A 13,300-nucleotide genomic window follows, 5' to 3' on the forward strand; every position below is an offset into this window, starting at 1 on the left:
TCAAGTCAACTTGCGTATTGATAACGCTTACAAAAAGAAGTCGTTATTTTCAGACACATTACCTATGCGCTAAACATTGATTAACGCTTTCATCCTGCAGTTTCTCCTTTCGTATTTTGTGTGTTGAAACCCTATTCAATTCGTCTATCTTTCCTCTGATGTTCATACAAAAAAACAGCTTAAGCTTCCTCAGACGGAGCTCAAACTGTTTTCATTTTTCTATTTTTCCTTTGTAAACCATGCATCTATTTGTGCCATCATGTCGAGCATCGCCTTCTGATTGGAGAAGGACGGCAGATTCGCAAGCAGAATTTGGTTCGGCGCTTTCGTCTCTTCACCTGTTTTCTGAAGCACAAGAATACTTTTGGCATGGGCTTCATCTTTAAAAATTGATTTTGGCAGCTGCAATAGTGCATTAATATGAACCTTGTCCTTGAAAAACTGCTTCAGCTTGTCGCTTTGAGAGCTTTCAAACAAATGATTCGGAATCATAAAGAACAGGTAGCCGCCGGGTTTCGTATGCTTGACGCTTTGCTCAATAAACAAATGATGAGCGAAGGAATGGCCTTCATCCGCTTTCAGTTCAAAGGCTTTTGCCCCCTCGTCATTCGGATAATAGCCAACCGGCAGATCGCATATCACTGTGTCAACCGGATCGATAAACAGCGGCTCGAGGCTGTCCTGATGGAACAGTTCCAGCTCTTTTTTCAGAAGGTTCGCCTGGTCATAGGCAATTTTCAAAAGCACGTCATCTATTTCTACGCCATAGCTTTTCGCCGTATTCTCTGACAGCTGGTTTAACACGGTGAACAGAAGATTTCCCGTTCCAACAGCCGGATCAAGAAGTGTTACATCCTTTTTCCCTGCCATAAACTTATTTACCAAGTAACTGATAAACAGTCCGATAGTGTCCGGCGTCATTTGTCTGTTTGGATGGGATATATCCTTTAATCCCTTTAAGACGGCAAGCTGGAATGCTTTTCGCACCCACTCGTGCTCATATGTGTCAAATTTGGCTTTTTCAAGCAGCGCTTTAAGCTTTTCAGCCTTCTCATTCGGCAGCTTCAGCTGATCCGTTTTTTGAAGAAAATACATTTCTCCCGCTTCGGCAAGCGCTTCTATATATGAAATCTGCAATTCATTTTTTATGATAATCGCGGCATCATCCAGCAGCTCGTATACCGCACCTACATGATCGTTTTGCATAATGTGTTCCTCCTTGCCATGAAAAAAGCTCCGGCGGCAGCCTGGAGCTTTTTTCACCTGCTTACTTCAATAATGCCTTGGCAGCCTCAATCGGCTCTTCATAATTCGGGTGGTTCGTTGCTTCGCTTACATATTCAGCGTAAACGACTTTTCCGTTCTCATCAAGCACAAATACGGAACGCGCAAGCAGACGAAGTTCTTTTATATATACACCGAACGCTTCGCCAAATGACATGTCTTTGTGGTCTGACAGAGTTTCCACTTTGTCAATCCCGTTTGCTCCGCACCAGCGCGCCTGTGCAAATGGAAGATCCGCACTGATTGTATAAACGTTAACATCTCCAAGCTTTGCAGCCTCTTCGTTAAAGCGGCGGGTTTGCGCATCGCAAACGCCTGTGTCAATTGAAGGGATAACAGAAATAATCGTTACTTTTCCTTTCATGTCAGCTAACGATTTTTCTTCAAGGCTGTTAGTCAGCACTGTGAAATCAGGGGCTTGATCTCCTACTTTCACTTCTTGTCCGACAAGCGTAACCGGACCGCCTTTGAATGTAATTTCAGCCATTATAATTCCTCCCTTTTGTATGTATGTCTCTATCATAGTAAAGTTTCTTGCAAACTGCAAAGTATATGCCAAAAAAAAGTTAACTGCGGCCGCCGCAGTTAACCCTTCTTTAATAATTCATATTGTTCATTTGGTTTTGATTTTGGCCTTGGTTTTGATTCTTGTTATTTTTCTTAAACATTTGCTGTATGCGCTCCAGTGTTTGAGGGGCTGCGTCCAGAATTTTCTCAATCAAATGAGTATTTTCATCTAAATGAAGCATTCTGATGCCAGTCGAACCAACAATTAAAAACGCGATCGGCGTAATAGACACACCGCCCCCGCTTCCGCCTCCGAAAGGTAGTTTCTGCTCTCTTGTTTCATCGTCTTCCGATTTTTTCACAGCCGGTTTCCCGCCAAACTCACTGCCGCCTGCGGCGAATCCGAATCCAACTTTAGAAACGGTTAAAATCACGCTTCCATCCGGTGTTTCAACCGGATCTCCGATGATTGTGTTAACATCAATCATTTCCTTCAAGTTTTCCATTGCTGTTTTCATTAAACCTTGGATGGGATGGTCTGCCATATACGCTTCCTCCTTAAACTGATGAATCTTTCTTTGAAGTCATTCGAGCTGACGGATTCTTCTTTAATACAGAAAGCTCCCGTCCGTACTTAACGAATTTGAAAGCTGCAAGCATAGCATGTCCAAAGCGAAAAAAGAATATACACTGAAAATGGGTCTTGGAAACAGGGACTTGAAACGATGGAATCACGTCATAAACAGGCTTATTCACAAAGTCTAAATGGTCATGAAGCATAGCTGCAATACCGCCTTTGACTCCCCATACGGCACCTGTTAACACACCTGTCACCGCGGCGTCATGAATCCCGACGACTGTGACCCATTCAAGTTTTGTAATATGCAAATGCGCCATAAAAGAAGCGCTGATTTTTTTTAACTTAGTGACATGATGCAGAAACATTTCAATTTTATTGATGCTCTGCTGCACATCATCAAACGTGATTTTTTTCTTACTGCTGCTCTTTTTCACTTTCGATTTTGTGTTCTGTCTGATATCGACTGTTCCGTCATCTTTGTTCACCTTAATCGCCGGAATTGTTTTTTTAATCCGAACCAGGCCAAACAGCGCAGTAATTTTCAAGGTCAGTTTGTCATTATCATCAGCATGAAGATACTCCGCGGCAACATAAATTTTCATTCTGAGAAGCAGCACGATACCTATAAGAATAAGAATGGCTGACAGCACATATACCATATTCTTCACTTCCTCTAGGAAGCATTATCGCCCATTCAGCAAAAAATAAACCCGGACGGGGTCCGGGTTTATCTGTTATTTACGATATAATTTTTCGTGCACCACAGTTGTATCAGCAATATAATCATGAATCCCCTGTTTTTTAGGAGAAAAAGCGATGACGATATATAAAATCCAAATTTTATCAATATACCGCCCGACCACTTCACGGAAAATCACAGTGCTCCATGTCAGCTTATGGCCCTGCTTGACAGAAATTACTTTGAGGCCGAACACCATTTTTCCGAGCGTTTGCCTGAAGTATTTGGTCATCAGCGCAAAATATGCCAGATAAACGAAAAGCGTTGTAATACTGTAGGCTGAGATGGTAAACATGCCGGACGTTTTCGGCAGATCCAGTAAAGTAAAGATGGGAGAAACGATTAAATGGTTTAACCCCCACACAACGAGCCAATCAAGCAGGAAAGCCCAAAAACGGACCCAAAAGCCCGCATATGCGTGTGTGAGCTGTTCCGCTTGATCCGGGCCTGCAATGTCGCTGCGCTCTAACTCTTCATATGTCGCATCCATTATTGATCCCTCCTACTTCGCATAGAGATACATCATTCTCGGCGAACCGGATTGTGAAAGAACTTCTCTCATATTCAGAAAATCAATTTCACTTTTAAACATTTTGTTCGCTCCCATGGAAAACAGAGAGCCTAATCCGAAGCTTTCCTCGTAAGAGACGACAGAAGCGTTTTTCAAGTTTTTATGGTCCTTTATCATGGCCGCAATTGTATCATCATAAAATCCAAGTTCATCCACAAGGTTCAGTTTTTTCGCCTGCCGCCCGTCATACACGCGGCCGTCCGCGATTTTCTTTACCTGTGCTTTCGATAGGCCGCGGCCTTCTGAAATGACATCGACAAAGCCTTCATAAGAGTTATCAACCATAGATTGCATGATATTTTTTTCTTCTTTTGTCATCTCACGGGAAGGAGACATAATATCCTTGTGAGCCCCGCTTTTAATGGTCTCAAAAGAGATGCCGAGCTTATCAGCCAGCTTTGAGTAATTCACGCTTTCCATGATAACCCCAAGAGATCCTGTCAGGGTTTCCGGTGTCGCAAAAATTTTATCCGCAGCTGTTGAGATATAATACCCGCCGGAAGCTGCCATCGATCCCATTGACACATAGATTGGTTTTTTTGTTTCTTTTTTTACTTCTTCCAGTTTTTTATGTATTTCGGCACTTTCATACACTCCGCCTCCCGGAGAGTTTACCTTGAGTACGATCCCTTTAACTGCATCATCTTCTTTTGCCTGCTCAAGGTTTTTCAAGAATGTTCGGTGGTTATACCCTTCTGAACCGAGCAGACTGCTTGAATCACCATTATCCTGAATGGTGCCGCTGACCTCCAAAACAGCGATTTTGCTGGAAAGGCTTCCGTTTTCAAGCGTCACTTCCTGGGATTCATCTGTCAGTGACGTAAGGTCTGTTTGAGCACCCTTAACACTTTCAAAGAAACTCATTGAGATACTGACGATGATGGACACGCCAAAAATTCCAAGGGCGATCACTAATGCGATCCATCTTTTTGCATTCATTTTTTCTCCTCCTTTTCCCCAAACTCTCTCATTATACGATTGAAATGAAAAAATGTTTCATTAATGAGAAAGCTCCGGCTTAACGGGCTGCCGGCAAACATGGTACACTTATGACCAAAGGTATTTTATCACAAATACTGGATGGCAGAAAAACTTAAATATGACAGCAAAGGGGAAATGGGATATGACCGATCATCGCCGTAATGTTTATTTTTTTCACAAACAGGACCAGGAAACAAACAAACAAGTCAGTTCCTTAACACAATTGGCTGAAGAGAACGGATTTACTGTTGTCAATCAGCCTTCTGACGCCAATATTATTGCCAGTGTAGGCGGAGACGGTACATTTTTGCAGGCGGTCAGAAAGACGAATTTCCGTGACGACTGCTTATACGTCGGCATTACCAAAAAGGGGAAAGCTCATTTATACTGTGATTTTAACAGTGATGAGCATGAAAAAATGGTGGATGCGATGACATTTGAACAAATTGAGGTCAGAAAATACCCGCTGATTGAAGTGACAGTGGATCACACCAGTCCTTTTCATTGTTTAAACGAAGTTTCCATTCGATCGAGCATTATTAAAACCTTTGTGATGGATGTGCTGATTGACGATCTGCACTTCGAAACGTTCAGAGGAGACGGAATGATTATTTCCACGCCTACAGGCAGTACAGCTTATAATAAGTCTGTGGCCGGAGCCGTCGTTGATCCGCTGCTTCCCTGCATGCAGGTGACGGAGCTTGCTTCATTGAACAATAATACCTACCGCACTCTAGGCTCTCCGTTTGTCCTCAGCTCTGAGCGAAAGCTGACGCTTCGTGTGGTGCAAGCCGGAAATGAACACCCGATTATCGGTTTGGACAATGAAGCACTCAGCACAAGAAACGTGAAAACGATTGAAATCAAGCTGTCTGATAAAAAAATAAAAACAGTGAAACTAAAGGACAATTCTTTTTGGGAGAAAGTAAAACGGACATTTTTATAGAAAATGAAAAGGACAGGCTATTCCCCTGTCCTTTTTTATTGGTGATTCTCATATACAATCTGACCGTTGATAACGGTTTTTTCTATCTTTAAAAGATGAAGTTGTTTCGGGTCAGTTGTAAACGGATCTTCGCTGAGAATGGTGAAATCCGCGTCATACCCTTCAGCTATTTTCCCCCGTGTCTGCTCTTTGTATATGATCTCAGCACTTCCTGCTGTATAAAGCCTGATAGCTTCATATACTGTTAAACACTCGCTTTCGTTATAGGTCGGGCCGTTTTGTTCGCGGCTGCTTGTCCGGAGCACCGCAGACTGAATGCCGAGAAGCGGCTCAACAGGCTCAATCGGAGCATCAGAACCCCCCGCACATAAAATGCCTTTAGAGATCAGTGTTTTCCAAGCGAAGGCTGTTTTCATCCGTGCTTCTCCAAGACGGTCAATCACCCACGGAAAATCACTGGCGACGAAATGAGGCTGAAGATCAAGAGCGATCGGCATCCTTGCTGCTTTTTCAATCAACTCATCATTCAGCACCTGAGCATGAATCAGACGATCATGCCGGCCTCTTTTTGGCGGATGCTGCTCGACAGCCTGCAGCACTTTTTCAAAGGCAAGGTCGCCGATCGCATGAACGGCAACCTCCATTCCTTTCTCTCTCGCTTTTTGAACGAGGCGGCTGAGTGTTTCATCATCATGAACTTGAACACCGTTTGTGGAAGGATCGTCATGATACGGCTCTTTTAACAAAGCTGTTCTCCCGCCAAGCGCTCCATCAGAAAATATTTTCATGGCACCGAATTCAACGTACGGGCCAGACGGCTTCTTCATTTGCTCCCACCGATCAACCGCTGCATGATGAACGAGCAAATGACAGCGAAACGGATACTTCCCGCTTGCCGCGGCCGTCTCATAAGCTTTCATCGGAACGGACACATCGCCGTAATAGGACAAATCTTCCGAATGGCCGCCTGTCAGGCCTTTTGTCCAGCAATCCTGAATGGCCGCTGTAAGCGCCTGATCAACATAGTGCTGAGATACAGGCGGAACGGCTTGCAGGATCAGATCCTGTGCCTTATCAAACAGAAGCCCCGTCGGCTCGCCGTCTGCATCTCTTTCAATCACGCCGCCATCGGGATCAGGAGTGGCTTTTGAAATCCCTGCGGCTTGCAGCGCCGCAGAATTAACCGCTATTGCATGCCTGCATACCCGCTTGAGCAAGACAGGCCTGCCTGGGAATAAAGGATCAAGGTCATGCTTCGTCAAATAAGCCGGCTTCTCGAATCGATTTTCATTCCAGCCCTCTCCAATGAGCCAATCGTCTTTAGACAGGCTCTCTTCTCTTGCCTTCGCAGCCTGCAGCACAGCTTCTTTAGATGTATAAGAAGATAAATCAAGCTGGAGCTGTTTTTCTCCGTGCCCGATCAGATGCAAATGGCTGTCCACAAACCCCGGAAACATGACTGCTCCATTCAAACTGATATCTTGTGTTTCCGGTGAACTGTATTTATTCTTCAGACTCTCATAGCTGCCGGTGCCTTTTATGACACCATCCTCTACATAAACAGCCTCCGTTTGGCGGCCTTCTTCGAGCATCGTATAAATGAAACCGCCGTGCCATATCGCCTTCATTCACGTTCACTCTCTTTCTTTACGCCTTTTTATTGGCTTTGAGCTGTTCTTCACGTTTTCTTAATTCCACTCGTCTGATTTTGGCAGAAGCCGTTTTCGGCAGGCTTTCCACAAATTCAATCTCTCTTGGATATTTGTATGGAGCAGTAATGGTCTTCACATGATTTTGCAAAACTTTGACAAGCTCATCACTGCGTTTTCCGTGATCTTGGAGGACAACGTATGCTTTAACGATGGAGCCCCTGATTTCATCCGGGCTTGCGACGACAGCACATTCTTTGACTTCAGGGTGCTTCACGAGCGCATCTTCCACTTCGAATGGCCCGATCGTGTAGCCAGAGCTGATAATGATATCGTCATTTCGGCTTTCAAACCAGAAGTAACCATCCTCATCTTTTCTTGCTCTGTCTCCTGTTAGGAAATAATCGCCGCGAATTTGTGTTTTCATTCTTTCCGGATCTTTAAAATATTCTTTAAAAAGCGCCGGGGTGCTGAGGTGAACGGCGATATCGCCAACCTCACCCGTTTTGCAGATTTCACCGTCTTCATTGATGATCTCCACCTGATTTCCCGGTGTCGGTTTTCCCATGCTTCCCGGTTTAATATCCATATCCTTTAAGACACCGACTAAAAGCGTGCTTTCTGTTTGGCCGTATCCGTCCCGCACCTTAATGCCGAAGTGCTTTTGAAACACATCAATGACTTCACGGTTGAGCGGCTCGCCTGCGGAAACGGCACTGTGCAGGGCAGAAAGATCATAGCGGTCCAAGCCTTCAACCTTCGCCATTAAGCGGTATTCCGTCGGCGTACAGCAGAAGACATTGATTTTGTAGCGGTTTAAAAGTTCTAAATATTTTTCGGCTTTGAATCTGCCTTGATACACAAAACCTGTTGCTCCGCTTCCGAGTACCGCCAACAACGGACTCCACACCCATTTTTGCCAGCCTGGCGCAGCAGTCGCCCATACGGTATCCTGTTCAGAAATATCAAGCCAAGCGCCAGCTGATGTTTTTAAATGAGCAAATGCCCATCCATGTGTATGTACAACACCTTTCGGCTGTCCCGTTGTTCCGGAAGTATAAGACAAGAATGCCATATCTTCTCTTGTTGTATCAGCAGTTTGAAAACGGCTTCCATCCGCATCAATCGTTAATAGATTTTTCCATCCGGCATCATTTTCGCCAATAGACAGCTTAATCAGGCGGTCTGCAGTACTGACATCACGAAAAGCGCCAATAAATTCTGAATACACGATTGCACCTTTTACCTCAGCGTGTTCAATCCGATACTCAAGATCTTTCGCGCGAAGCATTTCTGAACAAGGAATCACGACCATCCCCGATTTCAGGATAGCCAGATAAACGGCATAGGCTTCCAGCACACGCGGCACCATTACAATCAGCTTGTCTCCTTTTTTAAATCCAAGATCCGCCAGAGCCGCACCGATTTTATTTGTTTCTTCCATAAGCTTTTCATACGACCATGCGTTTTGTTTGCCTGATTCATCCTCCCATAATAGGGCGGTTTTTTGTCCAGTTGCACTGAACTTTTCGATTTCATTAACTAAATTGTATTCCATTGGGGCAATTAAATCTTCTCGTTTCAACACGAACAACTCCTCACTTTCTCCACCCATTATACATAAATACATGCCGTTTCCGTAAGGATATGCCTAAAAACAAGCTCTATAAACATAGGTTTTTATAGGCCGCTGGTCCTTTTTTATAAAAAAACGAAAAAGAGTGGGGAAAAGCCCCACTCTTAAGCCATTATGTGAAATTGTCAATTAGAATTGTCCTCCGCCCATGTTTTGTTGAGCAAAAGATACAAGACGTTTTGTGATCTCTCCTCCAACAGAACCGTTAGCGCGAGAAGTTGTTTCTGCTCCAAGGTTTACACCGAATTCAGAAGCGATTTCTAATTTCATTTGGTCGATGGCTTGAGCAGCTCCTGGTACTAGGAGTTGGTTACTGCTGTTACCGTTTTGACTGTTTTGTGCCATGTGTCTCACCTCCTTGTGAGTATAGAATGTGTCAAAACACATGGCTTCATACAGAAAATCTTTGGTAATTGTATACAGGAGCCGGCTCTTAGTTAAAAGAGTTCTGCGAATGTATCGTTTGCTTCTTGTTCGCTATATAATGTCATCGTTTCAATGTGATCAACCGCCTCTTGAATCAACGGTTCAAAATCCACAAAGCTCTCAAAGTGTTCGATTTTTTCTTTTTTCGGGCGTGTTTTCGGGCTTGGCGGCGTAAAGATCGTGCAGCAATCTTCAAATGGCTGGATGCTTGTTTCGTATGTGCCGATTTCCCGTGATTTTTCGATGATTTCTGTTTTATCCATGGCGATTAACGGACGCAGAATCGGTGTAGACGTAACCGCATTAATCGCGTACATGCTTTCAAGCGTCTGGCTCGCTACCTGCCCGAGGCTTTCCCCCGTAATAATCGCGAGCCCGTTTCTTTTTTCTCTGATTCTGTCGGCAATTTGAAGCATTAAGCGGCGGGTTGCCGTCATCGTATAGTTTTCAGGAATTTGTTTTTGGATCAGCTCTTGCGTCTTTGTAAACGGGACGATATGAAGCGTCATGCTTCCCCCGAAGCGAGACAGACACTTCGCTAAGTCCATCACTTTTTGTTTTGCACGTTCGCTTGTGTATGGCGGGCTGAAGAAATGGACAGCTTCTACTGACAGTCCTCTTTTCATTGCGTAAAAACCGGCTACGGGGCTGTCAAAGCCGCCGGAAAGCATCAGCATTGCTTTCCCCGCTGAACCGACCGGAAGACCGCCGGCGCCTTTTTCATTGCGAATCGTCAAAAAGGTTGCTTCCTCCCTGATTTCAATTCTGAGCGGAATGTCTGGATTGCGGACATCAACTGTCAGACCTTCTGTATTTCGCAAAATATGGCCGCCGATTTCCGCGTTCATTTCATTTGTATCTAATTCAAACTGTTTATGCGCTCTCTTTGTCGCGACTTTAAACGTATCTCCAGGCTGATATTGATCCTTGATCGCCTGCAGGGCAGTTGTCTTAATATCATCAAGACGGCTCTCACACTTAATAGCCAGGCTGAAGCTTTGAATACCAAACACTTGTTTCAAGTGAGGAAAAAGAGCCTCAGGGTCCACCCCATTTAATGTAATCGTCATACGATCCCGATTAGAAAAGTATTTTAATGTTGGATAGTCTTTCAGGACAAGCCTGACGTTTTGCTTTAAGCGTTCAATAAAGCTTTTTCTGTTTTTCCCTTTGGTTGATATCTCCCCAAAACGAATTAATATATGATCGTAATTCATGTTCTACCTCATCATTTTTTTTAGTTTTTTGATGCCAGGCACAAGCGCGTTCATAAATGGCTCTGTCACATCGCTTGTCTGGCTGTAGTTTAAGCTGATTCTGATGCTGCTTCCGGCAATCTGCTCTCCCTTGCCCATCTGTAACAGGACTTTGCTCGGTTTATGTTCCTTTGCCGAGCAGGCTGATGTCGTTGAAACGAATATATCCTTTTCCTCCAGCATGTGCAAAAGCACCTCCGCTTTTATGCCCGGCACAGAAAAATTAATGATATGCGGGGCGCTATTGCTTTGAGGAGTATTTAAGACAACACCGTCTGAATCACTCAGCTTTTTCATAAACAATTCCTTTGCGGCCACCATTCTTTCAAGGTGATGATGATAATCATCAGACGCAAGATTGATGGCTTTGGCCAGTGAAACCGCACCTGCTGTATGCTCGGTTCCTGCACGTATGCCTTTTTGCTGAGTGCCGCCTGTTATCAGCGGGATAAGTCGCGTTCCTTCCTTTACAAAAAGTGCACCTGTCCCCTTCAGTCCGTGGAATTTATGGCCGGATATTGAACAAAGATCAATGCCGGCATTCTCGATCGCCAAAGGAACTTTAAAGATGCCTTGCACATAATCAACGTGAAACAGAATGTTCGGATACTGCTTCAGCACTTCCCCGGCCTCTTCAATCGGCTGCACGGAGCCAACTTCATTGTTTACATGCATCATGCTGACAAGCACGGTATCCGGCCGAATCGCATCTTTCAGATCCTTAATGGAAACAAATCCATCTTCATTTACTGAAAGATAAGTTACTTCAAATCCGAATAGCTCTGTCAGCTGCTCCAAAGATTCAGTAACGGACGGATGTTCAATAGAAGTGGCAATGATATGTTTGCCTGTTTTTATCTTTGACAAAGCGGCTCCTTTTAAAGCCACATTATTAGCTTCTGTAGCACCTGATGTAAATACAATATCATAATTCTTTAGGCCCAAGGCTCTTTTTATTTGATTTTTGGCTGCCTGAAGCAGCTGTTCTGTTTCGGCTCCATACCGGTGCAAAGATGAAGGATTGCCAAAATATCGGCTGCTAGTCTGTTCATAAACGTTCAAGACTTCATGATTAGGTTTGGTCGTTGAACTATTATCTAAATATATCATCTTTTTTTACTCCTTTATGAAAGCGGTACAAGGTATGATATTTATGTTACCATAACAAAATTTAATAGAAAATTACAAAAAGCTAGTATTGACTTCTAAATTTTTTACCATATAATAAGATTTGTTCGTTTCGTCATATTATCTGACAATTAATTGACAGAATATTTTAACATAATTACTAGGAGGATTTTCATGAAACACTCACTGCCTGTCAAAGATACCATTATTATTGGTTTCATGCTATTTGCGCTATTCTTTGGAGCAGGAAATATGATTTATCCGCCGGAACTTGGACAAGCAGCCGGACACAATGTCTGGAAAGCCATCGGCGGATTTTTACTGACCGGGGTAGGCCTGCCTCTTCTCGGAATTATTGCTATTGCATTAACCGGTAAGGATGCTAAAGGACTTGCTGATAAAGCTCACCCTGCATTCGGTACAGTATTTACCGTTGTGCTTTATTTATCAATCGGACCATTATTCGCCATCCCAAGAACAGGAACCGTTTCTTATGAAATTGGTGCAGTTCCGTTTCTGACTGGCGTTCCTGAAAGATTGTCTTTATTAATTTTTACACTTATCTTTTTCGGCATTACTTACTATTTAGCGCTAAACCCAACCAAAGTCGTGGATCGAATTGGAAAAATTCTCACGCCTATTAAATTTACAATTATCTTAGTGATTGTTCTCAAAGCGATTATCACGCCAATGGGCGGTTTGGGTGCAGTTACAGAAGCATATACAGGTACACCGGTATTTAAAGGATTTTTGGAAGGCTACAAAACAATGGACGCGCTTGCTTCCATCGTATTTGGTGTTGTCGTTGTAAATGCTGTGAAAAGCAGAGGCGTTACACAATCAAAAGCTCTTGCCGCAGCCTGTATTAAAGCCGGAATAATTGCTGCATTAGGGCTGACATTCATTTATGTTTCTCTGGCTTACCTAGGTGCAACAAGCACGAACGCAATCGGACCTGTCGGTGAAGGAGCTAAAATACTATCAGCGTCGTCCCATTATTTATTCGGTTCATTGGGAAATATCGTACTTGGGTCAGCTATCACAGTCGCGTGTTTAACTACAAGCGTTGGGCTTGTCACTTCCTGCGGCACGTATTTTTCAAAGCTCATCCCTGCACTATCATATAAAGTTGTCGTTACCATTGTCACTTTATTCAGCCTGATTATCTCTAATTTCGGGCTTGCTCAAATTATCGCTTTTTCAGTTCCTATTTTATCAGCTATTTATCCGCTTGCCATTGTCATTATCGTTCTTTCATTTATTGATAAGCTCTTTAAAGAAAGACGTGAAGTTTACATTGCATGCTTAATCGGCACAGGATTATTCAGTATTTTAGACGGTATTAAAGCAGCCGGCTTTTCGCTCGGAGCTCTAAATACGTTTTTAAATGAGAATCTCCCGCTATACAGCCTTGGTATTGGGTGGGTAATTCCTGGAATTATCGGAGCAATTATCGGCTATATTCTTACCTTTTTCATCGGTACACCCAAACAACAGCTTAAAGAAATAAGTTAATATCATGGTCGCCTGCGTTACTGCGCAGGCGTTTTTTTAATAAAAAAGAGCCCGCTCATCAACTGCGGGCTCTTTTTACGAT

13 protein-coding genes are annotated in these 13,300 nt (G+C 43.6%); 2 read left to right on the forward strand and 11 right to left on the reverse strand.

The annotated features are described in order from the left end of the window. Positions 1-219 precede the first annotated feature (219 nt). From HC660_RS14755 to sppA, 6 genes are all read right to left on the reverse strand, one after another. Positions 220-1,206 (reverse strand): class I SAM-dependent methyltransferase, encoded by a 987-nt coding sequence (locus HC660_RS14755; RefSeq protein WP_029441388.1) that lies wholly within the window; start codon positions 1,204-1,206, stop codon positions 220-222. Positions 1,207-1,267: 61 nt separating this feature from the next. After that, positions 1,268-1,771, reverse strand: coding sequence for a thiol peroxidase (gene tpx / locus HC660_RS14760; RefSeq protein ID WP_010335298.1), 504 nt, complete (start codon positions 1,769-1,771; stop codon positions 1,268-1,270). Positions 1,772-1,880: 109 nt separating this feature from the next. Next, on the reverse strand, positions 1,881-2,336 hold the full coding sequence (ytfJ, locus tag HC660_RS14765; protein ID WP_168748516.1) for a GerW family sporulation protein: 456 nt from the start codon (positions 2,334-2,336) through the stop codon (positions 1,881-1,883). Between the two features lie 13 nt (positions 2,337-2,349). After that, complete coding sequence (locus tag HC660_RS14770) at positions 2,350-3,030, reverse strand: DUF2953 domain-containing protein (protein ID WP_168748517.1); 681 nt, start codon at positions 3,028-3,030, stop codon at positions 2,350-2,352. 75 nt (positions 3,031-3,105) lie between these two features. Then, entirely contained in the window at positions 3,106-3,600 is a 495-nt protein-coding gene (locus HC660_RS14775; RefSeq protein WP_044153850.1) for an RDD family protein, read from the reverse strand. Positions 3,601-3,612: 12 nt separating this feature from the next. Next, on the reverse strand, positions 3,613-4,620 hold the full coding sequence (gene sppA, locus HC660_RS14780; protein ID WP_168748518.1) for a signal peptide peptidase SppA: 1,008 nt from the start codon (positions 4,618-4,620) through the stop codon (positions 3,613-3,615). A 184-nt stretch (positions 4,621-4,804) separates the two neighbouring features. On the opposite strand from sppA, the gene HC660_RS14785 reads away from it, so the two are divergent. Then, complete coding sequence (locus tag HC660_RS14785) at positions 4,805-5,608, forward strand: NAD kinase (RefSeq protein WP_010335303.1); 804 nt, start codon at positions 4,805-4,807, stop codon at positions 5,606-5,608. Positions 5,609-5,643: 35 nt separating this feature from the next. On the opposite strand, the gene HC660_RS14790 is transcribed toward HC660_RS14785, so the two are convergent. The 5 genes from HC660_RS14790 to HC660_RS14810 form a co-directional block, all read right to left on the reverse strand. Then, the gene (locus HC660_RS14790; protein WP_168748519.1) at positions 5,644-7,236 is read right to left on the reverse strand and encodes an amidohydrolase; all 1,593 of its coding nucleotides are present in this window, start codon (positions 7,234-7,236) and stop codon (positions 5,644-5,646) included. Between the two features lie 19 nt (positions 7,237-7,255). Next, the gene (gene mbcS / locus HC660_RS14795) at positions 7,256-8,845 is read right to left on the reverse strand and encodes an acyl-CoA synthetase MbcS (protein ID WP_168748520.1); all 1,590 of its coding nucleotides are present in this window, start codon (positions 8,843-8,845) and stop codon (positions 7,256-7,258) included. A 177-nt stretch (positions 8,846-9,022) separates the two neighbouring features. Next, positions 9,023-9,238, reverse strand: a complete 216-nt coding sequence (locus HC660_RS14800) for an alpha/beta-type small acid-soluble spore protein (RefSeq protein ID WP_010335306.1) — start codon at positions 9,236-9,238, stop codon at positions 9,023-9,025. A 92-nt stretch (positions 9,239-9,330) separates the two neighbouring features. Next, positions 9,331-10,536, reverse strand: a complete 1,206-nt coding sequence (gene thiI / locus HC660_RS14805; RefSeq protein WP_168748521.1) for a tRNA uracil 4-sulfurtransferase ThiI — start codon at positions 10,534-10,536, stop codon at positions 9,331-9,333. Between the two features lie 3 nt (positions 10,537-10,539). After that, positions 10,540-11,685: a cysteine desulfurase family protein gene (locus HC660_RS14810; protein ID WP_168748522.1), complete on the reverse strand. Its 1,146-nt coding sequence runs from the start codon at positions 11,683-11,685 to the stop codon at positions 10,540-10,542. 192 nt (positions 11,686-11,877) lie between these two features. Between HC660_RS14810 and brnQ the strand changes: the two genes are divergently transcribed. Next, positions 11,878-13,218 (forward strand): branched-chain amino acid transport system II carrier protein, encoded by a 1,341-nt coding sequence (gene brnQ / locus HC660_RS14815; RefSeq protein ID WP_168748523.1) that lies wholly within the window; start codon positions 11,878-11,880, stop codon positions 13,216-13,218. Positions 13,219-13,300: the final 82 nt, after the last annotated feature.

Source organism: Bacillus mojavensis (assembly GCF_012648005.1).
In the GTDB taxonomy this organism is placed as follows: domain Bacteria; phylum Bacillota; class Bacilli; order Bacillales; family Bacillaceae; genus Bacillus; species Bacillus mojavensis.

Excerpts from the sequence above, each read along its gene's own strand:
- HC660_RS14810 (WP_168748522.1), bottom strand. The coding sequence starts at position 11,685 with ATGATATATTTAGATAATAGTTCAACGACCAAACCTAATCATGAAGTC.
- brnQ (WP_168748523.1), top strand. The coding sequence starts at position 11,878 with ATGAAACACTCACTGCCTGTCAAAGATACCATTATTATTGGTTTCATG.
- sppA (WP_168748518.1), bottom strand. The coding sequence starts at position 4,620 with ATGAATGCAAAAAGATGGATCGCATTAGTGATCGCCCTTGGAATTTTT.
- HC660_RS14755 (WP_029441388.1), bottom strand. The coding sequence starts at position 1,206 with ATGCAAAACGATCATGTAGGTGCGGTATACGAGCTGCTGGATGATGCC.
- thiI (WP_168748521.1), bottom strand. The coding sequence starts at position 10,536 with ATGAATTACGATCATATATTAATTCGTTTTGGGGAGATATCAACCAAA.
- HC660_RS14785 (WP_010335303.1), top strand. The coding sequence starts at position 4,805 with ATGACCGATCATCGCCGTAATGTTTATTTTTTTCACAAACAGGACCAG.
- HC660_RS14790 (WP_168748519.1), bottom strand. The coding sequence starts at position 7,236 with ATGAAGGCGATATGGCACGGCGGTTTCATTTATACGATGCTCGAAGAA.
- HC660_RS14775 (WP_044153850.1), bottom strand. The coding sequence starts at position 3,600 with ATGGATGCGACATATGAAGAGTTAGAGCGCAGCGACATTGCAGGCCCG.
- tpx (WP_010335298.1), bottom strand. The coding sequence starts at position 1,771 with ATGGCTGAAATTACATTCAAAGGCGGTCCGGTTACGCTTGTCGGACAA.
- ytfJ (WP_168748516.1), bottom strand. The coding sequence starts at position 2,336 with ATGGCAGACCATCCCATCCAAGGTTTAATGAAAACAGCAATGGAAAAC.
- HC660_RS14770 (WP_168748517.1), bottom strand. The coding sequence starts at position 3,030 with ATGGTATATGTGCTGTCAGCCATTCTTATTCTTATAGGTATCGTGCTG.
- HC660_RS14800 (WP_010335306.1), bottom strand. The coding sequence starts at position 9,238 with ATGGCACAAAACAGTCAAAACGGTAACAGCAGTAACCAACTCCTAGTA.